The organism is Pseudomonas sp. NPDC090233, from assembly GCF_044772285.1.
GTDB lineage: Bacteria > Pseudomonadota > Gammaproteobacteria > Pseudomonadales > Pseudomonadaceae > Aquipseudomonas.
In genome coordinates this window covers 61,845-88,257 of the sequence record NZ_JBIVYQ010000007.1, presented here as the reverse complement: position 1 = coordinate 88,257, position 26,413 = coordinate 61,845, and the positions used below count along the sequence as shown (strand labels likewise).

The following is a 26,413-nucleotide window of genomic DNA, read 5'->3' as shown; positions in this document are numbered from 1 at the left end:
AACCAGCTGCATTGGGGCGGTGGACAATGGTAGGTTGCTAAGCAATCCACCGACCCACTGCCCTGAGAAGTTGCCCGATGAAAAAGACCGTCCTGGCCTTCAGCCGCATCACCCCGGCCATGGCCGAGCGCCTGCAGCAAGACTTCAACGTGATCGTGCCGAACCCGAAACTCGGCGACATCAGTGCCCAGTTCAACGAAGCGTTGCCTGAAGCCCACGGGCTGATCGGCGTTGGCCGCAAGCTGGGCCGTGCACAACTTGAAGGAGCGGCAAAGCTTGAAGTGGTGTCGAGCGTGTCGGTCGGCTACGACAACTATGACGTCGACTACTTCAACGAGCGCGGCATCGCCCTGACCAATACCCCCGACGTGCTCACCGAAAGCACCGCCGACCTTGGCTTCTCGTTGATCATGGGTTGTGCGCGGCGTACCGCCGAGCTGGATGCCTGGACCAAGGCGGGCCAGTGGCAGGCCACCGTCGGCCCGGCGCAGTTCGGCAGCGATGTGCACGGCAAGACACTGGGCATCGTCGGCCTGGGCAACATCGGCGCGGCCATCGCCCGCCGTGGCCGCTTCGGTTTCAACATGTCGATTCTCTACGCCGGCAACAGCCGCAAGACGGCGTTGGAACAGGAACTGGGCGCGCAGTACCGCAGCCTTGAGCAACTGCTGGCCGAAGCCGATTTCGTCTGCATCGTGGTACCGCTGTCCGATGCCACGCGCAAGCTGATCGGCGCGCGCGAGCTGCAGCTTATGAAGCCGAGCGCCTTCCTGATCAACATCGCCCGTGGCCCGGTTGTCGACGAGGCGGCGCTGATCGACGCGTTGCAGAACGGCACCATTCGCGGCGCCGGCCTGGATGTGTACGAGAAGGAACCGCTGAGCGACTCGCCGCTGTTCAAGCTGCCCAATGCGCTGACCCTGCCGCACATTGGTTCGGCCACCGCCGAAACCCGCGACGCTATGGCCAACCGAGCGATCGACAACCTGCGTGCGGCGCTGCTGGGTGAGCGGCCGCAGGACCTGGTGAATCCGCAGGTGTGGAAGGGCTAACGCGCCAGAATCACCTCAGGCTTGACCCTTGGCTTGCGAAATACGAGCACATTACCCGCCATCACCGCGACGAGCCCCAGCAGCGCTGGGGCCGTCCATTGATAGCCTTCGGCATACGCCGATACATTCAGCGCCACCAATGGGAACAGCACCGTGCAATAGGCCGCACGCTCCGGCCCCATGCGCCCGACCAGGGTCAGGTAGGCGGTGAAGCCGATCACCGAGCCCGGAATCACCAGGTACATCAGCGAGCCGATGTAACGAGTGTTCCACTCCATGTCGAACGGGATACCGCTGACCAGGCAATACAGCCCCAACATCGTAGCGCCGTAGGCCATGCCCCACGCGTTGGTGGTCATCGGTTTGAGCCCGGCTTTCTGCTGCATGCTCGAAAGCATGTTGCCCGCCGAGAAACACAGCGTACCCAGCAGCGCCAGGCCAAGGCCGAAGAGCGTTTCACGGCTGGCCGCATGGTGCGACAGCTCGGGCCAGAACAGCAGCCCCAGCCCCAGCAGGCCGAGCGCGCCGCCACCGAGCACGTTGCTGGCAATCCTCTGGCCGAAGAACACCCGAGCGTTCAGTGCATTCCACAACGTCGCGGTGGAAAACACCACGGCGATCAGGCCACTGGCAATCCACTGGCTGGCGGTGAGGAAGCACATGAAGTTGACGCAGAACAGGCACAACCCCTGGGCCAGGCAGATCAGGTGGCCTCGCCGGTTAATCGGTTGCAGGCGGCGGCTGAGCAGGAGGATGGCGAACAGGATCAGGCCGGCCAGGGCGAAGCGGTAGACGATCGAGACCGGGATGGCGACCACGCCCAGCTGTAGTTTCAGGGCAATCCAGGTGGTGCCCCAGATCAGGACGGTGAGCAGGTAGAGCGACAGGTTCATGGCAAGGATTCCTCGGAGCGAGCCTGCAGTGTTCGCCCTGCCCGCCCCACTCTGCTTGCACAAACTTGCGCTTTTCCCCCTCAGGCAGCTGTCACCGCCGCACAAGCGCAGTACGATGGCCACCAGAGGAAACGCCAATGACCCCACTCAGCCAGTTGCAAGTGTTCAACGCCATGCACGCCTCGCCCCACGCGAAGCTGGAGCTGAGCGCGCACCTGGGTGATGGCCTGGCGGCGGCGCTGTGGCGCAACCGTGACGATGCCCGCGACTACCAGGCACCCAGCCACCATACGCTGTCTTGCTATATCGCCGACGGCACCGGCACTTTCCGCCGCCAGCGCCCGGCCGACAAAGGCGCACCGAACAAGTTGTGCATCATGCCGGCTGGCCACGAGTCGAACTGGGTGGTCAACGGCTCGATTCGTCTGGCGCACCTGTATATCAGCGAGGCACAGTTCGCCCTGGGTTGCGTTCGCCTGCTCGACCGCGAGCCACGGGAGTTGCAGTTGCAAGAGGCGACCTTTCTGGACGACCCGCAGCAGTCGCTGCGCTTTCGCCAATTGATCAGCCTGGACTGGGACGAACCCGGCGAGCGCTTGCTGGCCAGCAGCCTGGCGCACGAGATCGTCGATCATGCAGTGCTCAGCCAGGTTGGCCTGCGCCAAGGTTTGCGCCTCAAAGGCGGGTTGGCGCCGAACCTGCGTCGGCAGTTGGTCGAGTACATCGATGCGCACCTCGACCAGCCCGTTACCCTCGGTGAGCTGGCCGTGCGCTGCAACCTGTCCGAATATCACTTCGCACGCATGTTCCGCACCAGTTTTGGCCTGCCGCCCCACCAGTATCTGCTGGCCCGGCGGTTGCACCGTGCCTGCCAGCTGCTGCGCCTGGGCCAGTTGCCGCTGGGCGAGATTGCCTTGCTGTGCGGGTTCGCCAGTGCCAGTCATTTCAGCAACCGCTTTCGCCAGGCACTCGGTGCCACGCCTGGCGATTATCGCGCAGCCTTCAGCTGAAACCCTGTAGAAGCGGCTTCAGCCGCGAACACCGGCCAAGCCGGTGCCATCCACCGCGTCGTTTGCTTCGCGGCTGAAGCTGCTCCCACAGGGTCATGTTCAGAACTCGAAGGTGCTGGAAAGGCTCACCTGCCGCGCATCGCCAATGGCGACGAAGTACTGGTTCACCGCCGAGCTGTAGTAGACCTTGTCGAACAGGTTCTTCACGTTGAGCTGCAAACGCACATTGTGTTCGTCGAGCTTGGTCTCATACGTGGCAAAGGCATCGGCGACGGTATAGCTCGGCAGGTCGAAGGTGTTGGTCGCGTTACCCGCGCGCTCGCCGACATACCGCGCTCCGGCGCCGAAGCGCAGGCGGTCGCCGCCGAACAGGCTGCCGAAGTCATACACGGCCGACAGCGAACCGCTGTGCTTGGCCACGTTCTGTAGGCGTTTACCTTCAAGGTCCGGGTCCTTGGTGACCTTGGCGTCGGTGAAGGCATAGCTGCCGATCAGGCTCCAGCGCTCGCTGAGCTGCCCGGTCAGGTCAAGCTCCACACCCCGTGAATTGACCTCGCCGGCATTGCTGTACACGGTCTCGCCTGTGCCGGTATCGAAGTTGGCCACCAGCACGTTGCGCTTGGTGATGTCGAACAACGCCAGGGTGCCGGTCAGGCTGCCCGGCATGTCAAGCTTGGCGCCCAACTCCCACGACTTGCCCTCTTCGGGCGCGACCGAGCCATCCAGCACCACGCCGCCGGTCAACGGGGCAATGCTGGAGTTGGGCTTGAACGACTCGCTGTAGCTGCCATAGAACGACAGCTGGTCATCGACCTTGTAGACGATGCCCGCATGCGGCACCCAGGCCTGGCCATTGCTGTCGGTATTGACCGTGAACGGACGGCCACGGCCGGCGTACTGGTCGTATTGCTGGAAGCGCGCGCCGGCCACCAGGATCCAGTGCTCGTCCAGGTGCAGCGCGTCCTGCACGAACAACGCGTCGGTGCGCAGCTTGTCGGTCTGGTCGCTGTCACTGGCGCGTACCGTGCTGCCCTCCACTTCCTGGCCGTAGACCGGGTTCACGTAGCTGAAGGTGGACCTGGCGGTCTGGCGGATCAGGTCGCCGCGAAAGACCTTGCGGTCTTCGTGGTCGACGCCGAACAGCAGGTCATGCTGCATCCCGGCCAACTCGACGTTGCCGTTGAGGCTCAAGGTGGCGAACTGGTCGCGGCTCATGGCGTTGTGGGTGCCGTCGATGCTGCGTGTCAGGGTGCCCTTTGCTTCGTTGACGCCGGTCACGCGCACCTGGCTGGCATCGTAGGTCTCGCGGTTGAAGCTGTAGCCGAAGTGCAGTTTCCAGTCCTCGGCCAGTTGATGGTCGACCTCCAGGCGGTACAGGTCGGAACGGCCTTCCATGTCGTTGAAGGGCTCATCCAGGCGGCGTGTGGCCGGGATATCCAACGGGTGGCCGTTGCTGCCGAATGCGGTGCCACGGTCGAACGGGTAGAGAAACTCGCGGTGCTCGTAGGCCAAGACCACTTGGGTGTCCTCGCCCAGCCAGGCCAACGACGGCGCCACCAGCGATTCGCGGTGCACGCCATAGTTGCGCCAGTAGTCTTCGTCCTCATGGTCGACGATCAAGCGGTAGGCGAGCTTGCTGTCGCCCAGCGCGCCGGTGCTGTCGAAACCGCCACCACTGCCATTCTTGCCGCTGCCGTAGGTCGAGCCACGCACGGTCAGGGCGTTGTACTGCTGCAGTTGTGGGCGCTTGCTGACCACGTTGATCACCCCGCCCGGGTCCTGGATGCCGTACAGCAGCGAGGCCGGGCCTTTGAGCACTTCGACCCGCTCGGTGCTGGCATTGAGGCTGCGACCCTGCACGATCGGCATGCCGTCACGCATGATCGAACCATCGCGGTTGTCGCCAAAGCCACGCTTCATCACCGTGTCGGAGGTGCCGCCGAAGTTGTTGCCCTGGGTGATGCCGCTGACGTTGGCCAGGGCGTCATCGAGATTGCGTGGTGCCTGGTCGCGGATCACCTGCGCCGGCACCACGTTGATGGCCTGGGGGATGTCCTGGGACGGGCCTTGGCCGCGCATGATCGAGGCGCTGGCGGGGGGCTGATAGCTGTAGGCGTCCATCTGCGCGTTCACCGGGGTGGCCTGCAGGTTGAGGGCGCCGGAGGTGTCCAGCAGTTCGAGGGTCAGGGTGCGCGCGTCGACCCGGCGCCAAGTCAGGCCGGCGTTGCCCAGCAACTGTTGCAGGGCCTGCTCGGCGCTGAAGCTGCCATCGAGGGCCGGGGCCTGCACGTCTGGCAGTTCGAGGGTGTAGACCACGCTTTGCCCCGAGGCGCGGCTGAAGGCGTTGAGCGCTTGGGCCAAGGGTTGGCTGGGCTGGGCGAAGGTATGCAACTGCAGTTGCTCGGCAGCCAGTACAGCAGGGGCCGCGGTGATGGCCGCAAGCGCAGAGAAGCCGAGCCAGAGGGGAACGCAACGCGGGGTGAACTTCATGGACGCTGACCTGTGAGAGGGTTGTGACTGCGAATGAATCGCACTTCCACTCATTACACGGATGCCACGTCCTGTTACCTCATCCGCTTTTGAAAGTTTTTTCAGTGCCGCCCTCTTCGCGGGGCCAGCACCAGCAACTACCGAATAACTGTGAAACGCCCAAGAACGGTGTGCCGGGAGAAGCCCATCACCTTGCCCAGCGAATCCAACGCCATCAGCGGTTCATCTACCGGGAAGCTGCCGCTGACCCTGCGCTGCCCCAATTCGTCACCCAGCAACACGATCCGCCCTGGGTAATAGCGCCGCAGATCCTCGACCACCTGCGCCAACGGCACCTGGTCGTAAGTAAGCCAACCCTGGCGCCAGGCCAGGCGGCTGTCGCTGTCCACACTCAGGATTTCTCCCGCAAGCCCTTCGGCATACGCCAATTGCTGATTGGCCGTCAGCTCACGGGGCGCCTGCCCCTGTGCCGAAGTAACCGCCACGCGCCCGCTGCGCACGGTGACCTGAGCACCGTCTGCCTGATCGCGGACTTCGAACTCGGTGCCGAGCACCCGCACCCGGCCACCGGCAGCCTCCACCACGAACGGCTCACCGGTGTGCGTAACCTTGAAGAATGCAGCACCATGCAGCAACCGCACATGGCGCTCGCCCTGCTGGAAGTCGACCGCGATAGCGCTCCCCGCATCCAGTGTTACCTGCGACTGGTCCGCCAGCGTCACCTGGTGAATCGTGTCGGCGCTGCTGAAATCGGCCCGCAGGTCCTGCAGCCAGTCTCCGGGACGCCAGCCGCCGGCAACGCCGATGGCCAGCACCAGGCACGCGGCTGCGCCCAGTGCACGACGCCAGTGCGAGGACCTGGGCGCGGCAACACTCGCCTTGCACGCGTCAAGGGCGCGCATCATGTGCTTTTCCACAGTGCTCTGGGACAGTTGCAGGGCGTCGGCGATTTCGCTGTACTTCAAACCGTGGATGCGGTTGAGCAAAAAGATCTGCCGGGTACGCTCGGGCAAGGCACGCAGTGCAGCTTCGATGCGCTGCAGGTCATGGTCGACCTCCAGCGCCTGCTCCGGGGCCTGGGGCGAGTGAGTTTCATCAAGCGGCAGCGACGCTTGGGCGACGCGTGCGCGGCTGCCCTCGCTGCGCAAATGATCGATGGCCAGGTTGCCGGCGCAGCGCAACAGGTAGGTATCCAGTGCCTCGACCTTGAACTCGGGGCGGCGCCAGAAGCGCAGGAACAGTTCCTGCACCAGGTCCGACGCCGTGGCACGACAGCCTACCCGGCGGCTGACCAGCGCCTCCATGCGCGCACGCTGGGCCAGGAATACCTGGACGAAACGTGCGCGGCTACTGTCGCTGTCCGGCTCGGTCAAGGCGTCACCCGGCGAACACGGCCAGCAGCGGACCCACTACCAGGCTGACCGCCGCCAGCCCCAGCAACAGGCGCGGCTGATACGGCAACCCGAACACCCACAAGGTCACCCCGGCCATCAGCACCGCGATCCATTCCACCAGGCCATGGGCCCAGCCACGCTGGTGCACCGACAGCACCACCGACACCAACAGCAACAGCCAACCCAGCAAACGCAGGCCACGTAATTGTCCAGGCCTGGGTTTGCGCCCGAGCAGGTCGCTGAAATGTTTGTCCATCGCCAGGCACAAGGCGGCGAACCCGGCGTAACCGATCATGGCGATACTCAACATCAGTTCACCTCGACGGTTTCAGCCGTCGCCTTGGGCGCCCGTGGTGCGCGCTTGGCTACCGGTTTTGGCGCGCGCAGCATCTTGCCTGCGGCCCAGGCCAGGAACAGGCCAGTGCCCAGCGCCGTCAGGTCGAAGCCGGCCATGGCCCAGTCGCCGGCCAGCACGGAATGGTTCAGCCCCTGCCCGGTCGCTACAGCGTTGAGCAACGGTAGCGCAGCGAAGGCCAGCGCCCCCAGCCCCAGTTGCTCGCCCCAGGCCCGGCGCCCAGGGCGCAGTACCGCGTGCACCAGCGACAGCAGCCACACCACGAAGAACGTGTTCACTTCCCAGTCGGCCCGTCCCTGCATCGCCGCCGGCAGCAACCGGTTGGCCCAGAAGAACCCGGCCACGGCGAGCATCAGGCCACTCATGCTGGCGATGTTGAGCACTTCGACCAGGCGCAGTTCGCCTGGCATACGCTCACTTTTTGCATGCTTGAGCTGGCGCTTGCCGAGCCACATCACCAGGCCCGTGCCAATTACCGCAGTGCCCGCCACGCCGAACACGAAGTACAGCCAGCGCAGCCAAGGCCCGGCGAAGTTGCCCATGTGCAGACCGACGATGGTGAACGAGGTCATCATCGCTGCTGTTTCCGGAGCACCCTGGCTCAGCAGTTCACCCGTGCTGCCGTCGAACATCCAGTTGGCGCTGCGCTTGTAGGCGACATTGTCGGCCGACGCCTGGGCGAAGCTGACGCGGGCGTTGCGGTCGCCCGGGTTGTGCACCTGGATGTAACCCATGCGCGCGCCCGGCACCTGATCCTGCACCTTGGCGTACAGGCTGGCCAACGGCACCAATGGCGCCGCGACATTGGCCACCTTGGGCACTTCATCTCGGCCGAACAGGTCGTTGAAATAGCCGTCGGTGTTGCCGCCATAGCTGGCCATGATGCTGGCCGGCATCACCATGTACATGAAGATCACCAGGCTGCTGTAGCTGATCATCAGGTGAAACGGCAGCACCAGCACGCCGATGGCGTTATGCCCGTCGAGCCACGAGCGCTGGCCCTTGCCGGGCCGGAAAGTGAAGAACTCCTTGAAAATCTTCTTGTGGGTGATGATCCCGGTGATCAGGCCGAGCAACATGATGAAGGCGCAGAACGTCGACAGCCAGCGCCCCCAGGGGTAGGGCATTTCAAGCTGGAAGTGGAAACGGTAGAAGAATTCGCCGCCGCGACTGTCGCGAGCTTCCACCGGTTCCCCGGTTTGCGCATCGAGCTTCTTGCTGACAAAACCCCGCCGACCGCCATTGGGGTCACGCCAGCCCACGCTCAGCGCTGCCTCGCGCTCGTTGGGCAGGCGGATCATCCAGCTCGACGAATGCCCGGCGTTGGCCTCCAGGTAGCGCTGGGCCATGCCCAGGCTGGCCACCGGGTCGACGGCATGGCGATGGACTTCCGGCTGCGTCCAGTGGCTGATCTCTTCCTTGAAGTACGACAGCGTGCCAGTCAGGAAGATGGCGAACAGCAGCCAGCCAAAAATCAGCCCGGTCCAGGTGTGCAACCAGGCCATCGCCTGACGGAAACCTTCCTTCATGGGTTTTTCATCCAGTAGGCGAGCCCATTGACCATCCCCAGCAGCAGGCTTGGCAGCAACACGCCGAGCCAGGCCCGCCATGCACTGCGGCAGGCGAAACACCAGATGAAGGCCAACAGGTAGAAAACGAACGACAGCATCATGCCGGTCATGGCCGCGTCGACCTGCGGCAAGGGTGCCAGCAGGGCGATGCAGACGCTGGCCATGGACGCCAGCAGGTAACCACCCAGCAGCGCAGCCAGGCTGCGTGAGGTCACGGCCAGGCGGTAGCTGAGAGGAAGGCCGGCGGCATTGCGCTTCATGGCGGTGGTCCGGAGAAATTCGGGGCTGCAATAGTAATGATTTCAATTCTCATAAGCAAAGTCTGAACGCTCGGTTGCCGAGCAACAGGCATGTCACTACAATGCGAACAATTCTTACTACCAGTTGCGCGATTTGGCGCCGGAGTATCACGGTGCCCAGCGCCCTTTCATCTACGGTCGAAGGCCTTTACCACGCCCATCACAGCTGGCTGACCGGCTGGTTGCGCCGTCGCCTGGGCTGCCCGCAGAGTGCCGCCGACCTGGCCCAGGACACCTACGTGCGCCTGCTCCAGGCACGCGAAACTCCGCAACTGATCGAGCCACGCGCATTCCTCACCACCGTGGCCAAGCGCGTGCTGTGCAACCATTTCCGTCGCCAGGAACTGGAGCGCGCCTACCTGGACGCGCTGGCGCAAGTCCCTGAAAGCGTGGCACCAAGCGAAGAACAGAAGGCAATCATCTTCGAAACCCTGCTGGAGCTCGACCGCCTGCTCGACGGCCTGCCGCCGCTGGTCAAACGCGCATTCCTGCTGGCGCAGGTCGATGGCCTGGGCCAGGCAGAAATCGCTCGCGAGCTGGGGATATCGCTGACCACGGTCAAGCGTTACCTGAACAAGGCGGCCTTGCGCTGCTATTTTGCCCTGTGAATACGTCGTTTTCTTCCCAGGTGGCCGAGCAGGCCGTGCACTGGTTGATCGAGTCCCAGGGCGACGACTTCGACGACACCCAGCAACAGGCGCTGCAACACTGGCTGCTGGCTGATCATGAGCACCAGCGGGCCTGGGCCCATATCCAGCAGGTCAACGAGCGCTTGCGGGGCGCCACCTCGCCGGTGGTACATGCGACGCTCCAGGCACCACCCTCCCCGGCCCGTCGTCGGGCGCTCAAGACGTTGCTGCTGGTGGGCCTGGCCAGCGCCGCCGGCATGGGCCTGAATTCGCACAACCCCTTGCCCGGATTGATGGCCGACTACCGCAGCCCGGTTGGCCAGCGCCGGCGCATGCAGCTGGACGACGGCAGCCTGCTGCAACTCAATACCCGCAGCGCCGCCGATGTGCGCTTCGATGGCCAGCAACGCGTGGTACGGCTGCTGGAGGGAGAGCTGGCGCTGGACGTGGCCCGCGACACACGCCCATTGCTGCTGCGCACCGCTGAAGGGGCGCTGCGACTGGACAGCGGCCGCTTCAACGTGCGCGAGTTCGAGGGTTTCAGCCTGGTCTCGGTGTTCAGTGGCCAGGCCAGTTTCGCCGGCCAACCGCTGCTGGCCGGGCAGCGCGCGCGTTTTACTGCGCAAGGCTGGCAGGCCATCGCCCCGCTGGACCGCAACAGCGGCGCCTGGGTCGACGGCATGCTGGTGGCGTCGCAGATGCGCCTGACCGACTTTCTCGCCGAGCTTGGGCGTTATCGCCAGGGGCAGCTGGGCTGCAGCGAACGGGTGGCTGACCTGCGGGTGTCCGGCTCGTACCCGCTGGATGACAGCGAGCGGATTCTGCAGATGCTGGAGGTGGCCCTGCCGGTGCGCGTGCGGCGCTTCACCCGCTACTGGGTCACGCTCGAAGCGCGGGTCAGTTGAAAATAGTTTCAATCACCTGAGCCATTTCCTGAACCTCGCGTGACAGAGAAGGCAGAACCCCTTTTTACAGGACCCTTCTCGATGCCCCAGCGCCCCACTCCTCTCGTCCACGCCCTGCTGCTCGCCACCAGCCTCGGCCTTGCCACGCCGGCCCTGCACGCCGCCGAGGCACGCAGCTACCACATCGCCGCCGGCTCGCTGGAAGACGCCCTGAACCAGTTTGGGCGCGAAAGCGGCGCGCTGATTTCCTTCGGCTCGCAACTGACTCAAGGCATGAGCAGCCAAGGCCTGGACGGCCAGTACGATGTGGCCCAGGGCCTAGACGCCCTGTTGCGCGGCAGCGGCCTGCAGGCAAAGCAGGAGGCCGACAATGCCTTCAGCCTGCAACCGGTCGATGCCGCCAAACCTGGGGCTGCCGTAGAGCTTGGCGCGTCGACCGTGGTTGGCGACTGGCTGGGCGAAGCGCAACAGGACAACGTTTTCGAGCACGCCGGTGCCCGCGATGTCGTACGTCGTGATGAGTTCGAACGCAACGGCGCCACCACCGCCCGCGAAGTGCTCAACCGCATGCCAGGCGTTAACGCCCCGGACAACAACGGCACCGGCAGTCATGACCTGGCACTGAACTTCGGCATTCGCGGCCTCAACCCGCGCCTGGCGTCGCGCTCGACGGTGCTGATGGACGGCATCCCAGTGCCCTTCGCCCCTTATGGCCAACCGCAACTGTCGCTGGCGCCGATCAGCATGGGCAACATGGATGCGGTGGACGTGGTGCGCGGCGGCGGTGCCGTGCGCTATGGCCCGCAGAACGTCGGCGGCATCGTCAACTTCGTGACCCGCGCCATCCCCGAGCAGGCGACCTTCAAGGCCGCCATGCAGAATCAGATCAGCCCGTCGTCCAGCCATGACGGGTTCAAGAACAGCGCCAACCTGCTGGTCGGTGGCACCAACGACAACGGCCTCGGCGGCGCCCTGCTGTATTCCGGCGTGCGCGGCGGCGACTGGCGCGAGCACAGCGATACGCAGATCGACGACCTGATTCTCAAGGGCAAGCTGCAACTGGACGAAGCCAACAGCCTGCACGCCATGGCCCAGTACTACGAGGGCGAGGCCGACATGCCCGGTGGCCTGAGCACGGCCGATTTCGACGCCGACCCGTATCAGTCGACGCGCCTGAAAGACAAGTTCTGGGGCCGCCGCACCTTGGTCAACTTCGGCTACGACTACAAACAGGACGACCGTCAGTTCAGCGTCAACAGCTTCTTCACCAAGACCTTGCGCAGCGGTTACCTCGACCAAGGTAGCTTCGTTTCGCTGTCGCCCCGCGAATACTGGGTACGCGGCATCGAAACACGCTTCTCGCAAGGCCTCGCACTCGGTGAGAGCTGGCATGAGCTGGGCATCGGCTACCGCTACATCAACGAGGCCGGCCACGAACTGCGCTTCCGTGAGCCGGTCAACGGCAACCTGCCGACCACCGCCAGCCGCAACGACCGCGATACCCGGGGCAGCACCGAAGCCCATGCCATCTACCTGGATGACCGCATCGACATTGGCCGCTGGACCATCACCCCGGGCGTGCGCTACGAGATGATCGACTCCGCGCAGAACAACAATCTCAGCGGCCAGCGCTACCAGGGCAGCTACAACACCGCCCTGCCTGCGCTGAACGTGATGTACCACCTGACCGGCAGCTGGAACCTCTACGCCAACACCGAGGGCTCGTTCGGCAGCGTCCAGTACAGCCAGATGCCCAACCGCGTGACCAGCGGCGAAGTGAAGCCGGAAAAAGCCCGCACCTGGGAGGTCGGCACCCGTTACGACAACGGCGACCTGCAGGCCGAGATCGGCGCCTTCCTGATCAACTTCGACAACCAGTACGAGAGCAACCAGACCAACGACTCGGTGATCGCCCGCGGCGAGACCCGCCACCAGGGCATCGAGACCAGCGTGCACTATGCGCTCGATGGGCTGAGCCCGGCGCTGGCAGGCTATGACGTGCACGCCAGTTACGCCTTCGTTGACGCGACCATCCGCGAAGATGGGCCGAACAAAGGCAATCAGGTGCCGTTCTCGTCGCGCCACAAGGGCAACCTGGGCGTGGGTTATACCGACGGGCCGTGGCAGTTGAACCTGGATGCCAGCTTCCAAAGCAGCCAGTACGCGGACAACGCCAACACCAGCGCCGAGAGCGCCGATGGCAGCACCGGGCGCATTCCGGGTTACATGCTGGTCAGCAGCCGTGCCGGGTACGACTTCGGGCCGCAGCTGTCGAACCTGAAAGTCGCGGTGGGGGTGAAAAACCTGTTCAACCGCGAGTACTACACGCGCTCGTTCGATGACAACAACAAGGGCAAGTATGTGGGTGAGCCACGGACCTTGTACGTGCAGACGTCGGTTGAGTTCTGATCGAATGTCGGGCCGCTTGGCGGCCCCTCATCTGGATGTGCTACAAGAAATTTATTTTCAAAAAGGGGTTGAATTCATTCCGCGGTTGCCTGACCTTAGAGTCAAGAGGCGCAGAAATATCAAGGCCCTCAAGGGCCTAGGCACGCCTCCATGCGAGCAAGCTGAATAAGGATTGAATCATGCAAATCCAGGTCAACAGCAGCAACCATATCGAAGGCAACATCCGTCTCAACGAGTGGGTCCGCAGTACGCTGGAAGCCACACTCGAACGTTACGAGGAAGACCTCACCCGCATCGAGGTGCACCTGCGCGACGAGAACGGCGCCAAGCCCGGGCCGCATGACAAACGCTGCCAGATGGAGGCTCGCCCGAAAGGCCATCAACCGATTTCCGTGACCCACACCGCCACCTCGCTGGACCAGGCGGTCGACGGGGCCGCCAGCAAGCTGAACAATGCGCTGGAACACTTCTACGGCAAACTGCGCAGCAAGCGCGGCGTGCTGGAGCTGAGCGACCCCGACGCCTGATTCGCCTGTGAACAACAACGCCCGGCCATGTGCCGGGCGTTTTCGTTTGTACTGATCAATGGCCTGAACAAACCTGGGGATTGGCGGGTCAACTCCTGCAATCAATCTTTGCAGAATATTGAACATGAACAACCCATTCGAGCAGATCAGCGCCGCCTTCGCCCCCGAGTACCGGGTCAATTTGAGCATCGAACGCCTGGACGGCAGCATCATGCTGACCCTGTCGGACGATGCTGGCGTGGTCGCCAAGCGCCTGATCAGCCAGGCCCAGCGCAACGACCCGGTGCGCCTGCAGCGGGTCATCGACAGCATCCGCCTGGGCCTGGCCATCGAGCTGGGGCAGAACCCGCTGCAGGTGCTGGCCGCGCTGACCCGTAAAACCGCCCCTGATGCTCGGCCGTTCACGGCAGTCGGCGTGGCCAACTGACGATCAGCCCAGGGAACTCAACATCCGCCCGATTTCACGCTCCAAGGTCGAGAGGCGCAGACCCGCCACGCGGTGAGCGGGGTCGAAGGTGCCGGGGGCATGAAACATCCCAACCAGACCTTGGTCGTAGGTGGGTTCCTCCTTCCGTTTCAACCAGTGCAGAGACTCTTGGACCAGCGAGTTGCTACGCACCACTCTGAACTCGATGACATCGGCAACTTCGGTGACATGCACCTTATAGGGGTCAAGGTTCAGCGCTTTCTTGAGGTGGGCATGCACATTTTCGGCGTTGATGCTCATTGTTGTTCTCCTGAGGCGCTCGATAATCGTGACCCTATGTCACGACCTTTATTGAGCGCCTGTCAGGATTCAACGCCTCTACAGGCAGGCATCGGCACTAGATAGATAGCACCTTACTTGCCGTCCTCCACTTCCTTGCCATTGGCATCCAGCACCTTGGTCGACGGATAGCGGTAGGAGGCATAACGCACCACCAGGATCGAAAACGCCAGAAGCAGAATGCCGCCGCACAGGTACAACAAGCCTTCATCCGGCGCCTTGTGGTGCGAGACATCGCCTATCAACAAGCGGGTCAGCGCAGTGATCGCCACGTACAGGAGAAAGCGGATCGGCATGTGGTTGGTCTTGAAGTAAATGCCAACCATCGCCCCGAGTTCCAGGTAGATGAACAGCAGCAGGATGTCATCGACACTGATCCCGCCCTTGCCGAGCATGTCCAGGAAAGTCATCACTGCCGCATAGGCGGTGATCGCGCCAATGCCGAACAGGGCGAGGTAGTGGAACGCCTCGACACACAGATTGCCCAGCGAGTCGGCCGAGCCGTGCAGGCCCTTGCGCAGTTTATCCGCCCATTTGATGTTCACGATTTCCAGCTCTCCGATACGACCTGAAGGATGATGCGTCACCGCTGTGACGTTTGCGCCATGCAGTTAAAGGGCCACGCCCCTGCCTTGGAAGGCGACCGATTGCCGCAAGGCACCTGTGAGCTAGGCTTTTTTGCGTCAAAGCTTGCACCTGAAGGACGATGCTATTACTGTATGCGCATACAGTAATCGATCAACCAACCGCAAAAAGGCACAGAGGTGATGAATGGCCGTCGAAGTGGTGTACCGCAGCAGCCGCGACCCGGAGCGCTTGTTCATGGATAAGGCCGAAGCAGATCGTCACGACAAAATGCTCGAACTGGCCGAGCGCCTGGCCGAGGTGTTGCAGAAGGCGGTGCCTTCGCTGAGTGAGCAACAAGTCGAGGAAGCCGGTATCTACATGGCCAAGAACCGTGACGTGTTCGCCCGGGCGTTCAAGAGCCAGCCAGATGCGTTGGCAGAGTTGCTGGAAGGTGGCGCCGTAGAGTGATGCTTCAACCGTAAAGCAACCGCTCCGCCAGCATTTGCGCGACCCTTGCTGGCGAGCGCTTCTCGGCCTGGGCGTGGGCAAACACTTCGGTCAGCCGCTCGGGTATTCGCGCCAGTTGCCCGGTGATGGTGCTCAACTCTTCACCGCGGTGCTTCATCGCCACGTAGATCAAACCACCGGCATTGATCACGTAATCCGGCGCGTAAAGAATCCCCCGTGACTCCAACTGGTCAGCCACCTGCAAGGTGGTCAGCTGGTTGTTGGCCGCGCCGGCTACCGCCGCACAGCGCAACTGCATCACCGTCTGGCCATTGAGCACCGGCCCCACGCCGCACGGCGCGAAGATATCGCAGGGGGTGCTGATCAACGCGTCGTTGGTCACCGGGTGAGCATTGAACTGCTCGACCGCCAGCCGTACCCGCCCAGGGTCCAGGTCACTGACCAGCAACTCGGCACCTGCCGCATAGAGTTGTTCGGCCAAGGCGTAGCCGACGTTGCCCAGGCCCTGTACCGCCACGCGCAAGCCTTTGAGGTCACTGTTGCCCAAGCGGGCCAGGCACGTCGCGCGAATGCCGGCGAACACGCCCATGGCCGCATGCGGTGATGGGTCACCCGATGCCGTGGTGCTGGTCACATGCGGCGTGCTCTGGGCAATGCAGTCCATGTCCAGGGTCGAGGTGCCGCTGTCCACGGCGATGATGAAACGACCTTGCAAGGTGTCGATGAAGCGGCCGAACGCCTCGAACAGCGCCGCGCGGTTTTCCACATGCGGGTTGCGCATGATCACCGCCTTGCCACCGCCCAACGCCAACCCGGCCAGGGCCGCCTTGTAGCTCATGCCTTGAGCCAGGCGAATGGCATCGGCCATGGCGCTTTCATCATCGGCATAGGGCAGGTAGCGACAACCACCCAATGCCGGCCCACGGATCTCGCTGTGAATAGCCACCACAGCCTTGAGGCCCGTTTTTGGATCGGTGAACAGGTGCAGCGACTGGGTGCGGGTGCTTTGCATCAGCGCGAACATCGGCGGGCTCCCCTGCGAGGTGCTTTCTCTAGTATAGGCATCGGCTTACACAGTACCGGGCAACCGGACCACTGGACGAATCGCGGCGCCACAGCTATTACTCAAGCATGTGGAGATACCCCGATGAACCCACGCCAAGCCTGCCTGGCCTGCCTGGAACGCGAGCCGGTCGCCCTGCTGGAAGCTACCTTGTGGATAGCCGTAGAGCACGATCGGAAAGTCGAGCCCGCTGCCAGCCTTGTCATCTTGCAGCACTTGTACGCTGAGATCAGTGCCAGCCTGCCAATGCTACCCGTGGGCGAACTGGCCCAGCCCCTGCTTCGCCAATTGAACACGCTGGGTTTCCAGCAGGATGAGTACCACCCCTTGCGCCCGCAGGCGGCGCTGATGGACAAAGTGCTGCAGCGCCGTCGCGGCCAGCCGCTGGCGCTGGCGATCATTACCCTGGAACTGGCCCGGCGCCTGTCCATTCCGCTGGAAGGCGTGGCGTTCCCTGGCCACTTCTTGCTGCGGGTACCCGGCGCCGATCATCTGCTCGACCCTTGCGGCGGCCGGCGCTTGTACTCCAATGATTGCCGCGAGCTACTCGCTCGCCAGTTTGGCCCCCATGTACCGCTCACCGCCGAACACCTGCGCACGGCCACGCCAACGCAGATGCTGCAGCGCCTGTCGCGCAACCTGCGCCAGTTGCACATCAGCAACGACAACCACCTGGCTGCGCTGATCGACGCCGAGCGGGTCATGCAATTGGGCCCGGTGCAGGTCAGCGACTACACGACCCGCGCATCGCTCTATCAACACCTGGATTGCCCACAGGCCGAACGCTTCGACCTGGAGCACGCCTTGCTACTGACCGATGACCCGGTGCAGCGCCTGAAGTTGTCCGAACGGATTGGCAAGCTGCCGCTGGCCAACCGTTCGATTCACTGAGCGGGGGTATCCGGCTGGCAGGCGGGGTGCGCCTTGGCGAATGCCGGGTGCCCAGCAGCCAATTGCGCAACCCGTTGGATGCGCGGATAGCTGCCAAGGTCGATGTTGAAGCGTTCGGCCGCATACAGTTGCGGGATCAGGTAGACATCCGCCAACCCGGGCGCCTCGCCGAAGCAATAGCCCTCATCACCGATCAGTTGCTCCACAGCCGCCAGCCCCTGGCCGATCCAGTGGGCTATCCACTGGTTGACCTGGGTCTCGTCGTGGCCTGACTGGCGCAGCTGGTTGAGCACACTGACGTTGTGCAACGGGTGGATATCGCAACCGATGATGGCTGCCACGCCACGCACCCTGGCCCTTGCCGTAGCGCCAGCCGGCAACAGCGCAGGCTGTGGATAAGCCTCTTCCAGGTACTCGATGATTGCCGGTGACTGCACCAGCAACGCGTCCTCATCGGTGCGCAGCGCAGGCACCCTACCCTGCGGGTTGAGCGCAACATAATCGTTGGCGCGTTGCTCGCCCTTGAGCAGGTTGACTGGCAGGGACTGATAGTCCAGGCCCTTGAGTGCCAAGGCGATACGCACCCGGTACGAAGATGTGGAACGGTAATAGGTGTACAGCTCCATGGCCCGGTTCCCTCAGTTGGCGGCGATGATCTTGCCGCGGCATTCACCGAAGCCGATGCTGGCCACTCCATCACGCTGGCAACGGGCACGCAGGATGATCTCGTCGCCATCTTCGAGGAACTTGCGCACCTCGCCACTGGCCAACTCCACCGGCTGCTTGCCGCCCTCGGTGATCTCCAACAGGCTGCCATACGAATCCGGCGTGGCACCGGACAGCGTGCCCGAGCCGAACAGGTCGCCTGGCTGCAATTGGCAACCGTTAACGCTGTGGTGGGTGATCAACTGCGCCACGGTCCAGTACATGTTTAGGGTGTTGCTCAGCGCCAGGCGGTGGGCAGGCAAGCCCTGCTCACGCATGCGCTCGGTGAGCAGCAGCACTTCCAGTTCGATGTCGAAGGCGCCATTGGCCTGGTCGCGCGCGTCGGACAGATACGCCAGCGGTTGCGGATCACCCTCGGGCCGCGGCGGCTGGGCGCAGCGGAACGGCTCCAGCGCTTCGGCAGTGACCACCCAGGGCGACAGCGTGGTGATGAAACTTTTCGACAGGAACGGCCCTAGCGGCTGGTACTCCCAGGCCTGGATATCGCGCGCCGACCAGTCGTTGAGCAGGCACAGGCCCGCGAGGTGTTGATCGGCTTCGGCGATTGGAATCGCCTGGCCCATGTCATTGCCCTGGGCGATCCAGATGCCCAGTTCCAATTCGTAGTCCAGGCGCGCGCAGGGGCCGAAGCTCGGCTCAGTGTGGCCGGCCGGCAGGGTCTGGCCTTTGGGACGGCGAACGTCGGTGCCCGACGGACGCAAGGTCGAGGCGCGGCCGTGATAGCCGATCGGCACGTACTTGTAGTTGGGCAGCAGCGGGTTGTCGGGGCGGAATAGTTTGCCGACGTTAGTGGCGTGCTGAATGCCCACGTAGAAATCGGTGTAGTCACCGACCTTGGCCGGCAGGTGCAACTGGCAGTCACTGGCCGAGTGAAGCGCGGGCTTGAGCGCAGCCTGATGTTCGCTGTGTTCGCCCAACAGCGCCAACAACCGCTCACGCAGGGCCACGCGAGCATTGCGGCCGAGGGCGAAGAAGGCGTTCAGTGCACCACCACGGGTGGCCTCCACGGCGGCCTTGGCCTGGCCCTCGAACAAACCGGCGGCCAGTGCGGCCTCCAGGTCGAGAATCGCATCGCCGATGGCGACGCCGCAGCGCAGCGCTTCACCCGGGCGGCTGAAGATGCCCAACGGCAAATTCTGCAGCGGGAAGTCGCGGTGCTCATTGGCAGTTTCGACCCAACTACGGGCAATGGCGGACAGGGTCATGGGTTATCTCCGGTTCGGGTTGAAGGTGCTCGGCAATGTGGCCCAGCAACTGTCGTAGTCGGCCTGCAATTGCGGGCATTCGAGGGCCTGCTGGCTCGGGCGCAGCACCTGACTGGTCTCGAACATGAAGGCCATGGTGTTGTCGATCTTGTGCGGCGCCAGGTCGGCGGCAATGGCTTTCTCGCAGGTTTCGCCATCGGGCCCGTGGGCGCTCATCACCCCGTGCAGCGAGGCGCCGCCCGGCAGGAAGCCTTCGGCCTTGGCATCGTAGGCGCCGCTGATCAGGCCCATGAACTCGTTCATCAGGTTGCGGTGGAACCACGGTGGACGGAAGGTGTTCTCGGCCACCATCCAGCGCGGCGGGAAGATCACGAAGTCCATGTTGGCCAAGCCATGCACGCTGGTCGGTGAGGTCAGCACGGTAAAGATCGACGGGTCGGGATGATCGAAGCTGACCGTGCCAATGGTATTGAAGCGGCGCAGGTCGTATTTGTAGGGCACATTGCTGCCGTGCCAGGCGACCACGTCCAGCGGCGAATGCTGCAGCTCGCAGGCCCAATGTTCACCGAGGAACTTCTGCACCAGTTGAACCGGGCCATCGGATTCTTCGTAATGTGCCACCGGCGTCAGGAAGTCACGCGGGTTGGCCAGACCGTTGCTGCCGATCGGGCCAAGGTCGGGCAGGCGCAGCGGTGCGCCGTGGTTTTCGGCGATGTAGCCGCGGGCTTGGGCATCGAGCAGTTCGACGCGGAACTTCATTCCGCGCGGGATCACCGCAATTTCCAGCGGCTCAACCTCCATCACCCCAAGTTCGGTGGCGATTCGCAAGCGGCCCTGCTCCGGCACCAGCAACAACTCACCGTCGGCATTGAAGAACACCCGCTCCATCGAGCGGTTGGCGCAATAAATGTAGATGCTGACGCCAGCCGGTTTTTCCGCCGCCGAGTTGGCCACCATCGGCCGCCAACCTTCGATGAAATCGGTCGGTTCGGTCGGGAAGGGTTGTGGGCTCCAGCGCAGGCGATTGGGGTTGGCCGCACCGAGCGGTCCGCTCAAGGGCTGGCGCGCCAGACGCTCGAAACGTGGGTGCAGGGCCGAAGGGCGGATGCGATACAACCAGGTACGGCGCAGCTCGCTGCGCGCCATCGTGAACGCCGTGCCGGACAGCAGCTCGGCATACAGCCCATAGGGCGCCTTCTGCGGCGAGTTCTGCCCGACGGGCAGCGCCCCAGGCAGTGATTCGCTGGCGAATTCGTTGCCGAAGCCGCTCAGGTAGTGAAGGTCGGGCGACGCGTCGCGGTTCATCGATGCCTCCGAAAATTGTTATTATCGTAATCACATTACGAATAACGTAATTTGCTCCGTGACAGGCGTCAAGCTATAAAGGCGCGACTCGTAAAACTCGGAAACGTCCTATCCATGGTCAAAGCCAGCTCCCCCACCGACAACGGCAAGCAGAAGGTCCGCTCGGCGGAAGTCGGCACTGACATCCTCAAGGCGCTCGCCGAACTGTCGCCATCCACCTCGCTGTCGCGCCTGGCCGAACACGTGCAGATGCCGGCGAGCAAAGTGCACCGCTACCTGCAGGCCCTGATCGCCAGTGGTTTTGCCGAACAGGATGCAGCCACCAACCACTACGGGCTGGGACGTGAGGCATTGCGGGTGGGTTTGGCGGCACTGGGCAGCATCGATGTGCTCAAGGTCGCGGCGCTGCCGCTTTCGCAATTGCGCGATGAGCTGAATGAGAGTTGCTTCATTGCCGTGTGGGGCAATCAGGGTGCGACGGTGGTGAGCATCGAGCCTGCGGTGCGCGCCGTCACGGTGGTAACCCAGATCGGTTCGGTCCTGCCGCTGCTCAGCTCGTCCACCGGGCTGGTGTTCGCAGCCTACCTGCCGGAACGTGAAACCCTTGAGCTGCGTGACAAGGAACTTGCCGTGCTGCAGCACAGCGCCAGTGACTACGACGCGCTGCTGGCCGGCATCCGCGAACAGGGTTTGCACCATGTGCATGGTTTGCTGATGCCAGGGGTGGATGCGCTGTCGGCACCGGTGTTCAACGCCCTGGGACAGATCGCGGCGGTGATGACCGTGGTTGGGCCGACATCGATCTTCCATGCCGATGAACACGGGCCAGCGGCGCAGCGCCTGCTGGCGGCGGCGCGAGACACCAGCTGGCGCATGGGCCACTCGCCAAAGCCCTGAAACAGCGCTGTGGCACTGTTGCCCGAAACGTAAAGGTGAATGTCACCAGCGGCTATTTTTCCCACCCGATCAAGCGCTTATTCTTCACTCACTGGCCGGCATGAAGGGCAACTACCCCCCCAGCCCCTCAGGCCCGCGAGGTTCACCGACGTTGATTTTGAAGCTCCTTGATCTAACGTCTCGATTGGCCGCTGCGCTTTGCAGCGGCCTTTTTTATTGCCCGTGAAAAATCACCCCAGTGGGTACTTCTGCAGGTTCGCCATCATCTGCTGTAACGCCTGCAAGCTGTCTTGCGGATGCACCGCATCGGCAAAATCACCGATCTGCGCCCAGCGCTGCGCGACCTGTTCCGGCGTGAACCCTTCGCGCGGGTCGAAGCCGACACCCAGGCTGCGCTCCCAGCGCACCTTGCCAATCCAGCCACCGCCCACTTCGAACAGCTGGCCGCTGTCCTGGCATTGCTCGCTGCCCAGGTAAACCACCAGCGGGCTGACCAGTTCAGGCTTGAGGCGCTCGAACACTTGCGGCGGAATCAGGCCCTCGGTCATGCGTGTGCCACCCGTTGGCGCAATCGCATTGACCAGCACGCCGTGCTTGCGCCCTTCGATGGCCAGAGTGCGGGTCAAACCATACAGGCCCAACTTGGCCATGCCATAGTTGGCCTGGCCGAAATTGCCGTAGATGCCAGAGGTCGAGGCGGTGAAGATCACCCGCCCCCAATTCTGCTCGCGCAAGTGCGGCCAGGCGGCATGCGTAACTTTGTAGGCACCCTCGACGTGGACTTGGTAAACCTGCTCCCAGTCGCTGTCTTCCATCTTGAGGAAGGACTTGTCGCGCAGGATGCCGGCATTGTTCACCAGCACATCGACCCGGCCAAAGCTGTCCAGAGCCTGTTCGACGATGCGTGCACCCTTGCTGACCGAATCGTGGTTGGCCACCGCCGTACCGCCTGCGGCGCGGATTTCGTCCACCACCCGGTCGGCCGCCGAAGCGCTCGCGCCCTCGCCTTGGGTGGAGCCGCCAAGGTCGTTGACCACCACCTTGGCGCCACGTGCGGCGAACAGCAGCGCATGGGCTCGGCCCAGGCCACCACCGGCCCCTGTGACGATCACCACACGGTCTTGCAGACTTACCGGCTCGCTCATGCTCATGGCTCCAGGTCAGGTTGAATACGTCGAGTGTCCGCCAGCCCTTGCCGGCGGACAATCAAGCTCACTCAGGCTGAATGCCAGGCGATAACGCTGAACGATGTCACCCGTTCAGGACCAGGCCACCTTTTGCGGCAGGAAGCTCAGCGGTTGTTCACGAAAGGCCAGGTAATGGCGCAACACCTGCACCGGCGCTTCGGTGTGCGGGTAATGGCCAATGCCTTGCAGTTGCACGGTGTCCGGATTGGGCACCAATTGCCGATAGCGCTCCACCATGTGCGCGCCAGAAAGCGGATCGACCACGCCATTGATGAAGCGCAGCGGCACACTTTCGCGCTGCAGTGCGCCGACCCAGCGCTCGCGATGCAGCCTGCGCTCAGTCACGAAACCGACCAGTTTGTGCAGGATGCGCGTACCGCCGTTGGCTGCAATCAGGCTCCAGAAGTCATCCAGCGCACTCTCACTGGGGTGTGTGCACGGGCCGTAGACCTGCGTGACATTGCGCACCAGATCATCACGCCCGAAAGAACGCGCCACCAGCCAGCCCAAGCGGCTGAGCAACAGCTTCTGCACAAGCAGTACCCGGCAGCTTTCAGCAATCAAACCGCTGTTGAGGAATACGCAGCTGGCAATTTCTGCGCGCTGCTCGTGGTGTCGTGCCAGCAGTTCCTGGGCCACGCTGCCACCGTAATCGTGCGCCAGCAGGTGCACGGGCTGGCTGACCTGCAAGTGGGTAAGCAGCGCCTGCTGAAGGTCAGCCTGCTCCATCAAACTGTAAGCGTGGTTGAGCGGTTTGGCCGAATCGCCGAAGCCGAGCATGTCGCAAGCGATGAGCCGAAAGCGCTGGGCCAGCGGTGCCCAGAGGTAATGCCAATCCCAACTGGCGGTCGGGAATCCATGCAGAAGCAGCAGGGGCTCTCCTTGCCCTGCGGTCCAGTAGCGAATGCTCTGGCCCCGGAATGTGAAACTCTGACTCCGGGTACGCCAGACGCACAATGGTATCTCGGCCAGAGGCATTAGAGTCGTCCCGGTAGTGAGGGGGTGTTGAGGGAATAGGGCAAGGCTGCGGTCATTGCATGTCACCTCGGCACATACATGTGCTCTCTATGTCGAGGCTGAGTCTAGTCAGGCGCAATGCCGGTGAAACTTGCGTTGCCAGCCAGCTTGATGACCGAGCGAGTCAGTGGCACGAACGGTCACTTTGCTGGCCTGTCTCAAGCCTTCAAGGCTTGGGCAAACGCTGCCAACCAAGGCTCGGCATCGGTCTCCGGGGTGACCGTCTCGCTGGCATCGAGTTTGAGCATCGGTTGCACTTCACGCACGCCAAGTTCGGCGAACAACTCACGCAACTGCTCACCACCACCGCAGTAGGTATCGCCGTAACTGGAATCGCCCAGGGCGATCACCGCCCCCGGCAGACCGCGCCAGGCGGCGGGCAATGTGTCGCGGATGGTGCTGTACAGCGGCATGAGGTTATCCGGCAGCTCGCCCATGCCGGTGGTCGAAGTCACTGCCAGCAACGCTTGCGGGGCAAAACCTTCGAGATCCTGCTGCGTGGCGCGGGCCGCATGCCAGGCTTCGAAGCCGGCAGCCTTGAGCAGCGATTCGGCGTGGCGGGCAACTTCTTCGGCGGTGCCATACACCGAGCCGGAAATAATGGCGACTTTCATCGGGAAGTGGATTCCGAAACTGAGTGAAAACGTAGGATACTAGCATTCAACGGTGGCAAAAGGCCGCACCTACCAAAGTCCCCCTCTGTGAAAGGCCCGGGCATGATCAACGCGCAGTTGCTGCAATCCATGGTCGACGCGTCCAACGATGGGATCGTCGTTGCCGAACAGGAAGGCGAAGACACCATCCTGATCTACGTAAACGCGGCGTTCGAACGCCTGACCGGCTTCAGCCGTGATGAGATTCTTTACCAGGACTGCCGCTTCCTGCAGGCCGATGACCGCGACCAACTTGGCCGCGCACGCATTCGCAAGGCGTTGAGCGAGGGCCGGCCGTGCCGCGAAGTGCTGCGCAACTATCGCAAGGATGGCAGTTCGTTCTGGAACGAGCTGTCGATCACCCCGGTGAGGAGCGATGCCGACCAGCGCACCTATTTCATTGGTATCCAGAAGGATGTCAGCCGCCAGGTCGAGCTGGAACGCGAACTGGCAGAATTGCACGCTCGTCGAAATTCTGACGAGCACCCTTGAACCAAGCGCCTACGGCACGGTCAATCCCGTTGAAGAAATCGTCACCACCGAGTTCGATCATGCACGCCGATGCGCTTTTGACCCAGGACGAGCTGGATTTCATCCAGGACATGCAGCATTCCCCGCAATTGAACCTGGCCGACCCCATGTCGAGCCTGCGGGTCAATGGCGACCGTCACATCCAGTCCTTGCTGACCCGCCTGGTCGCCAACGATCAGGTCACTCTGCAGGCACAGTTCAACAATCAGCAGATCAGTTTCCCGCTGCAGCTGGTGGAGGACGAATTCCACGCCGTGCACCTGCAGATCGGTTCACCGGAAATCTACGAAGACGGCCCGATGTTGCGCCCTTGGCGCCTGTCGATGGACCAGCCGAGCGCACTGCTTGATGCACAGTCCAAAGTCAGTGGATTGTTCGTGCGCGATATTTCGTTCAAAGGCGCGCTGCTGGAAGTTCGCGGCCTGCCGGAAGCGCCCACGCGTTTCGACCTGCGCTTCGCGCCAGCCGGCATCCCGCCAATCAGCCTGCACGGCAGGCTACGCCGGCGTATCGGGCCGGACCTTGCGGCCTACGACCTCAGCCGCAGCGCAGACGAAGAAATCGAGCGTCTGCGTGAATACATCCTTCACGCCCATCGCCAAGCCCATCCAGAGCTGCACGCTCAGGTATCGAGCTGACCCGCAAGGTATTGCCGCAAGCGCAGCCGCATCAAGGCACCCTCCGCGCCCAGACAGGCTACCGGGCTGCCCGCCAGGCGCTCCTGGGCCATCTCCGCTGCCTCGCCCGCCAACAGCAACGGGCACTCCAGCGCCACGCCCAGACGGCTCAAACGTTTGCCCAGTTCGGCAGTGGGTAGGTGATTGGAGAACAGCACCACGGCATCCGGCCTCAGCTTGCTACAGACCACCACCAGTTCATCCAGCGGCTGCCCAGGCATCAACAAAGTCACCCCGACATCGTCGCTGCCCAGCTGCAGGCCGGTGATGAGTAACTCCAGTTCGAAGCACTGACCGGGCAAAGGGGCCAGCAGCACACTGCACGTACGCCCCCCGCGAGCAAGCTGCAGGCGTGAGAACACCCGAGCCCGTAGAAACTGATCGAGGAACAACCATTCACTGGTCTTGCCGAACGCCCCCTGCCCTGCCGCCAGGTCATGCCAGACAGGCATGAACACCTCGGTGAACACCTGGTCCAGGCTGACGGCGCCGAACACCTGGTCGAACAGCCGGTCCAGGCTGACGGCATCGAAGCGTTGCACCGCCTCACGTACTTGCGCTTGCCAGCGAGCAGCGGAATCGCCCACAAGCGTGTCCTGCACATGAGCCTGGCCGCGCGCCAGGATGCTGCCGACCTTGCTCACCGCAACGCCGCGCTCAAGCCAACCGAGGATACGGCGGATATCGTCGATATCAACCTGCGAATACAGCCGGTGGCCGCTCTCGGTACGGGTAGGCTGGATCAGCCCGTAACGGCGCTCCCAGGCACGCAAGGTCACGGCATTGACCCCTGTGAGCCGGGACACTTCACGAATCGGATATAGCTCCTGGTGCTCCACCCCTGCTTCGAGGTGCGAGGTACGTCCGTGTTTGTTCATCTGCACTGAGTAACCTGTGCGCGGTAATTGAATGCGCATTCTACTACG

The 26,413-nt window shown here is 63.2% G+C and carries 28 protein-coding genes; 12 read left to right on the top strand and 16 right to left on the bottom strand.

Going from position 1 to position 26,413, the window contains the following annotated elements; genetic code table 11:
• The first annotated feature begins 77 nt into the window (after positions 1 to 77).
• Positions 78 to 1,052 (top strand): 2-hydroxyacid dehydrogenase, encoded by a 975-nt coding sequence (locus ACIQUF_RS20175; protein ID WP_403134703.1) that lies wholly within the window; start codon positions 78 to 80, stop codon positions 1,050 to 1,052.
• Here the strand turns inward: ACIQUF_RS20175 and ACIQUF_RS20170 are convergent.
• Positions 1,049 to 1,945 carry a DMT family transporter gene (locus ACIQUF_RS20170; protein ID WP_403134700.1) on the bottom strand — a complete coding sequence of 299 codons (897 nt, stop codon included), beginning with the start codon at positions 1,943 to 1,945 and terminating at the stop codon, positions 1,049 to 1,051. The two genes, ACIQUF_RS20175 and ACIQUF_RS20170, sit on opposite strands and share 4 nt — an antisense overlap.
• Before the next feature lie 137 nt (positions 1,946 to 2,082).
• On the opposite strand from ACIQUF_RS20170, the gene ACIQUF_RS20165 reads away from it, so the two are divergent.
• Complete coding sequence (locus ACIQUF_RS20165; RefSeq protein ID WP_403134698.1) at positions 2,083 to 2,955, top strand: helix-turn-helix domain-containing protein; 873 nt, start codon at positions 2,083 to 2,085, stop codon at positions 2,953 to 2,955.
• A 99-nt stretch (positions 2,956 to 3,054) separates the two neighbouring features.
• Here the strand turns inward: ACIQUF_RS20165 and ACIQUF_RS20160 are convergent, their stop codons facing one another.
• The 5 genes from ACIQUF_RS20160 to ACIQUF_RS20140 form a co-directional block, all read right to left on the bottom strand.
• The gene (locus ACIQUF_RS20160; protein ID WP_403134695.1) at positions 3,055 to 5,445 is read right to left on the bottom strand and encodes a TonB-dependent siderophore receptor; all 2,391 of its coding nucleotides are present in this window, start codon (positions 5,443 to 5,445) and stop codon (positions 3,055 to 3,057) included.
• Between the two features lie 137 nt (positions 5,446 to 5,582).
• Positions 5,583 to 6,818 (bottom strand): sigma-70 family RNA polymerase sigma factor, encoded by a 1,236-nt coding sequence (locus tag ACIQUF_RS20155; protein WP_403134683.1) that lies wholly within the window; start codon positions 6,816 to 6,818, stop codon positions 5,583 to 5,585.
• A gap of 4 nt (positions 6,819 to 6,822) precedes the next feature.
• Positions 6,823 to 7,149 carry a DUF3325 domain-containing protein gene (locus tag ACIQUF_RS20150; protein ID WP_403134680.1) on the bottom strand — a complete coding sequence of 109 codons (327 nt, stop codon included), beginning with the start codon at positions 7,147 to 7,149 and terminating at the stop codon, positions 6,823 to 6,825.
• A complete protein-coding gene (locus tag ACIQUF_RS20145; RefSeq protein WP_403134678.1) occupies positions 7,149 to 8,723 on the bottom strand; it encodes a PepSY-associated TM helix domain-containing protein in 1,575 nt (524 codons plus the stop codon). The genes ACIQUF_RS20150 and ACIQUF_RS20145 overlap by 1 nt, the downstream gene beginning before the upstream one ends.
• A complete protein-coding gene (locus tag ACIQUF_RS20140; RefSeq protein WP_403134676.1) occupies positions 8,720 to 9,025 on the bottom strand; it encodes a DUF3649 domain-containing protein in 306 nt (101 codons plus the stop codon). Before ACIQUF_RS20140 ends, ACIQUF_RS20145 begins: the two co-directional genes overlap by 4 nt.
• A 101-nt stretch (positions 9,026 to 9,126) precedes the next feature.
• Between ACIQUF_RS20140 and ACIQUF_RS20135 the strand changes: the two genes are divergently transcribed.
• The 5 genes from ACIQUF_RS20135 to ACIQUF_RS20115 all read left to right on the top strand — a co-directional run bounded on the left by ACIQUF_RS20135 (position 9,127) and on the right by ACIQUF_RS20115 (position 13,961).
• Positions 9,127 to 9,672 (top strand): sigma-70 family RNA polymerase sigma factor, encoded by a 546-nt coding sequence (locus ACIQUF_RS20135; protein ID WP_403134674.1) that lies wholly within the window; start codon positions 9,127 to 9,129, stop codon positions 9,670 to 9,672.
• Positions 9,669 to 10,598 (top strand): FecR domain-containing protein, encoded by a 930-nt coding sequence (locus tag ACIQUF_RS20130; RefSeq protein ID WP_403134672.1) that lies wholly within the window; start codon positions 9,669 to 9,671, stop codon positions 10,596 to 10,598. Before ACIQUF_RS20135 ends, ACIQUF_RS20130 begins: the two co-directional genes overlap by 4 nt.
• A gap of 81 nt (positions 10,599 to 10,679) precedes the next feature.
• Complete coding sequence (gene fecA, locus ACIQUF_RS20125; RefSeq protein WP_403134669.1) at positions 10,680 to 13,007, top strand: TonB-dependent Fe(3+) dicitrate receptor FecA; 2,328 nt, start codon at positions 10,680 to 10,682, stop codon at positions 13,005 to 13,007.
• A gap of 179 nt (positions 13,008 to 13,186) precedes the next feature.
• The gene (locus ACIQUF_RS20120; protein WP_016395445.1) at positions 13,187 to 13,534 is read left to right on the top strand and encodes an HPF/RaiA family ribosome-associated protein; all 348 of its coding nucleotides are present in this window, start codon (positions 13,187 to 13,189) and stop codon (positions 13,532 to 13,534) included.
• 124 nt (positions 13,535 to 13,658) lie between these two features.
• Entirely contained in the window at positions 13,659 to 13,961 is a 303-nt protein-coding gene (locus ACIQUF_RS20115) for a DUF3509 domain-containing protein (protein WP_403134665.1), read from the top strand.
• A 3-nt stretch (positions 13,962 to 13,964) separates the two neighbouring features.
• Here the strand turns inward: ACIQUF_RS20115 and ACIQUF_RS20110 are convergent, their stop codons facing one another.
• A complete protein-coding gene (locus ACIQUF_RS20110; protein WP_403134663.1) occupies positions 13,965 to 14,261 on the bottom strand; it encodes a hypothetical protein in 297 nt (98 codons plus the stop codon).
• Between the two features lie 113 nt (positions 14,262 to 14,374).
• On the bottom strand, positions 14,375 to 14,845 hold the full coding sequence (locus tag ACIQUF_RS20105; RefSeq protein WP_403134661.1) for a phosphate-starvation-inducible protein PsiE: 471 nt from the start codon (positions 14,843 to 14,845) through the stop codon (positions 14,375 to 14,377).
• Between the two features lie 226 nt (positions 14,846 to 15,071).
• Here ACIQUF_RS20105 and ACIQUF_RS20100 point away from each other — a divergent pair, with 226 nt between their 5' ends.
• The gene (locus tag ACIQUF_RS20100; RefSeq protein WP_403134658.1) at positions 15,072 to 15,335 is read left to right on the top strand and encodes a YebG family protein; all 264 of its coding nucleotides are present in this window, start codon (positions 15,072 to 15,074) and stop codon (positions 15,333 to 15,335) included.
• 4 nt (positions 15,336 to 15,339) lie between these two features.
• On the opposite strand, the gene ACIQUF_RS20095 is transcribed toward ACIQUF_RS20100, so the two are convergent.
• Entirely contained in the window at positions 15,340 to 16,359 is a 1,020-nt protein-coding gene (locus tag ACIQUF_RS20095) for a Glu/Leu/Phe/Val dehydrogenase dimerization domain-containing protein (RefSeq protein ID WP_403134656.1), read from the bottom strand.
• Between the two features lie 123 nt (positions 16,360 to 16,482).
• Between ACIQUF_RS20095 and ACIQUF_RS20090 the strand changes: the two genes are divergently transcribed.
• Positions 16,483 to 17,289, top strand: coding sequence for a SirB1 family protein (locus ACIQUF_RS20090; RefSeq protein WP_403134654.1), 807 nt, complete (start codon positions 16,483 to 16,485; stop codon positions 17,287 to 17,289).
• Here the strand turns inward: ACIQUF_RS20090 and maiA are convergent.
• The 3 genes from maiA to hmgA are packed head-to-tail and all read right to left on the bottom strand — an operon-like array spanning position 17,283 to position 20,525.
• Positions 17,283 to 17,915 carry a maleylacetoacetate isomerase gene (gene maiA, locus ACIQUF_RS20085; protein WP_403134652.1) on the bottom strand — a complete coding sequence of 211 codons (633 nt, stop codon included), beginning with the start codon at positions 17,913 to 17,915 and terminating at the stop codon, positions 17,283 to 17,285. The genes ACIQUF_RS20090 and maiA overlap by 7 nt on opposite strands.
• A gap of 12 nt (positions 17,916 to 17,927) precedes the next feature.
• Positions 17,928 to 19,220, bottom strand: coding sequence for a fumarylacetoacetase (gene fahA / locus ACIQUF_RS20080; RefSeq protein ID WP_403134649.1), 1,293 nt, complete (start codon positions 19,218 to 19,220; stop codon positions 17,928 to 17,930).
• 3 nt (positions 19,221 to 19,223) lie between these two features.
• Positions 19,224 to 20,525, bottom strand: a complete 1,302-nt coding sequence (gene hmgA, locus ACIQUF_RS20075; RefSeq protein WP_403134648.1) for a homogentisate 1,2-dioxygenase — start codon at positions 20,523 to 20,525, stop codon at positions 19,224 to 19,226.
• A gap of 114 nt (positions 20,526 to 20,639) precedes the next feature.
• Between hmgA and ACIQUF_RS20070 the strand changes: the two genes are divergently transcribed.
• Positions 20,640 to 21,422 carry an IclR family transcriptional regulator gene (locus tag ACIQUF_RS20070; protein WP_403134645.1) on the top strand — a complete coding sequence of 261 codons (783 nt, stop codon included), beginning with the start codon at positions 20,640 to 20,642 and terminating at the stop codon, positions 21,420 to 21,422.
• A gap of 230 nt (positions 21,423 to 21,652) precedes the next feature.
• Here ACIQUF_RS20070 and ACIQUF_RS20065 read toward each other — a convergent pair whose 3' ends face one another.
• The 3 genes from ACIQUF_RS20065 to ACIQUF_RS20055 all read right to left on the bottom strand — a co-directional run bounded on the left by ACIQUF_RS20065 (position 21,653) and on the right by ACIQUF_RS20055 (position 24,240).
• Entirely contained in the window at positions 21,653 to 22,567 is a 915-nt protein-coding gene (locus ACIQUF_RS20065) for an SDR family oxidoreductase (protein ID WP_403134643.1), read from the bottom strand.
• Positions 22,568 to 22,681: 114 nt separating this feature from the next.
• Positions 22,682 to 23,587 carry an alpha/beta fold hydrolase gene (locus tag ACIQUF_RS20060; RefSeq protein WP_403134640.1) on the bottom strand — a complete coding sequence of 302 codons (906 nt, stop codon included), beginning with the start codon at positions 23,585 to 23,587 and terminating at the stop codon, positions 22,682 to 22,684.
• Positions 23,588 to 23,784: 197 nt separating this feature from the next.
• Positions 23,785 to 24,240 carry a flavodoxin gene (locus tag ACIQUF_RS20055; RefSeq protein WP_403134638.1) on the bottom strand — a complete coding sequence of 152 codons (456 nt, stop codon included), beginning with the start codon at positions 24,238 to 24,240 and terminating at the stop codon, positions 23,785 to 23,787.
• 102 nt (positions 24,241 to 24,342) lie between these two features.
• On the opposite strand from ACIQUF_RS20055, the gene ACIQUF_RS20050 reads away from it, so the two are divergent.
• Entirely contained in the window at positions 24,343 to 24,771 is a 429-nt protein-coding gene (locus tag ACIQUF_RS20050) for a PAS domain S-box protein (RefSeq protein WP_403134636.1), read from the top strand.
• A gap of 59 nt (positions 24,772 to 24,830) precedes the next feature.
• Entirely contained in the window at positions 24,831 to 25,448 is a 618-nt protein-coding gene (locus tag ACIQUF_RS20045; protein ID WP_403134629.1) for a hypothetical protein, read from the top strand.
• Here the strand turns inward: ACIQUF_RS20045 and ACIQUF_RS20040 are convergent.
• The gene (locus tag ACIQUF_RS20040) at positions 25,433 to 26,365 is read right to left on the bottom strand and encodes a MerR family transcriptional regulator (RefSeq protein WP_403134627.1); all 933 of its coding nucleotides are present in this window, start codon (positions 26,363 to 26,365) and stop codon (positions 25,433 to 25,435) included. The two genes, ACIQUF_RS20045 and ACIQUF_RS20040, sit on opposite strands and share 16 nt — an antisense overlap.
• Positions 26,366 to 26,413 lie beyond the last annotated feature (48 nt).

Coding starts and splice junctions, on each gene's coding strand:
- ACIQUF_RS20040 (WP_403134627.1), bottom strand. CDS start 26,365: ATGAACAAACACGGACGTACCTCGCACCTCGAAGCAGGGGTGGAGCAC.
- ACIQUF_RS20150 (WP_403134680.1), bottom strand. CDS start 7,149: ATGTTGAGTATCGCCATGATCGGTTACGCCGGGTTCGCCGCCTTGTGC.
- ACIQUF_RS20135 (WP_403134674.1), top strand. CDS start 9,127: ATGCGAACAATTCTTACTACCAGTTGCGCGATTTGGCGCCGGAGTATC.
- ACIQUF_RS20140 (WP_403134676.1), bottom strand. CDS start 9,025: ATGAAGCGCAATGCCGCCGGCCTTCCTCTCAGCTACCGCCTGGCCGTG.
- ACIQUF_RS20065 (WP_403134643.1), bottom strand. CDS start 22,567: ATGAGCGAGCCGGTAAGTCTGCAAGACCGTGTGGTGATCGTCACAGGG.
- ACIQUF_RS20175 (WP_403134703.1), top strand. CDS start 78: ATGAAAAAGACCGTCCTGGCCTTCAGCCGCATCACCCCGGCCATGGCC.
- ACIQUF_RS20070 (WP_403134645.1), top strand. CDS start 20,640: ATGGTCAAAGCCAGCTCCCCCACCGACAACGGCAAGCAGAAGGTCCGC.
- ACIQUF_RS20095 (WP_403134656.1), bottom strand. CDS start 16,359: ATGTTCGCGCTGATGCAAAGCACCCGCACCCAGTCGCTGCACCTGTTC.
- ACIQUF_RS20120 (WP_016395445.1), top strand. CDS start 13,187: ATGCAAATCCAGGTCAACAGCAGCAACCATATCGAAGGCAACATCCGT.
- ACIQUF_RS20090 (WP_403134654.1), top strand. CDS start 16,483: ATGAACCCACGCCAAGCCTGCCTGGCCTGCCTGGAACGCGAGCCGGTC.
- ACIQUF_RS20145 (WP_403134678.1), bottom strand. CDS start 8,723: ATGAAGGAAGGTTTCCGTCAGGCGATGGCCTGGTTGCACACCTGGACC.
- ACIQUF_RS20115 (WP_403134665.1), top strand. CDS start 13,659: ATGAACAACCCATTCGAGCAGATCAGCGCCGCCTTCGCCCCCGAGTAC.
- ACIQUF_RS20055 (WP_403134638.1), bottom strand. CDS start 24,240: ATGAAAGTCGCCATTATTTCCGGCTCGGTGTATGGCACCGCCGAAGAA.
- fahA (WP_403134649.1), bottom strand. CDS start 19,220: ATGACCCTGTCCGCCATTGCCCGTAGTTGGGTCGAAACTGCCAATGAG.
- ACIQUF_RS20170 (WP_403134700.1), bottom strand. CDS start 1,945: ATGAACCTGTCGCTCTACCTGCTCACCGTCCTGATCTGGGGCACCACC.
- ACIQUF_RS20160 (WP_403134695.1), bottom strand. CDS start 5,445: ATGAAGTTCACCCCGCGTTGCGTTCCCCTCTGGCTCGGCTTCTCTGCG.
- ACIQUF_RS20110 (WP_403134663.1), bottom strand. CDS start 14,261: ATGAGCATCAACGCCGAAAATGTGCATGCCCACCTCAAGAAAGCGCTG.
- ACIQUF_RS20060 (WP_403134640.1), bottom strand. CDS start 23,587: ATGCCTCTGGCCGAGATACCATTGTGCGTCTGGCGTACCCGGAGTCAG.
- ACIQUF_RS20045 (WP_403134629.1), top strand. CDS start 24,831: ATGCACGCCGATGCGCTTTTGACCCAGGACGAGCTGGATTTCATCCAG.
- fecA (WP_403134669.1), top strand. CDS start 10,680: ATGCCCCAGCGCCCCACTCCTCTCGTCCACGCCCTGCTGCTCGCCACC.
- ACIQUF_RS20165 (WP_403134698.1), top strand. CDS start 2,083: ATGACCCCACTCAGCCAGTTGCAAGTGTTCAACGCCATGCACGCCTCG.
- maiA (WP_403134652.1), bottom strand. CDS start 17,915: ATGGAGCTGTACACCTATTACCGTTCCACATCTTCGTACCGGGTGCGT.
- hmgA (WP_403134648.1), bottom strand. CDS start 20,525: ATGAACCGCGACGCGTCGCCCGACCTTCACTACCTGAGCGGCTTCGGC.
- ACIQUF_RS20050 (WP_403134636.1), top strand. CDS start 24,343: ATGATCAACGCGCAGTTGCTGCAATCCATGGTCGACGCGTCCAACGAT.
- ACIQUF_RS20100 (WP_403134658.1), top strand. CDS start 15,072: ATGGCCGTCGAAGTGGTGTACCGCAGCAGCCGCGACCCGGAGCGCTTG.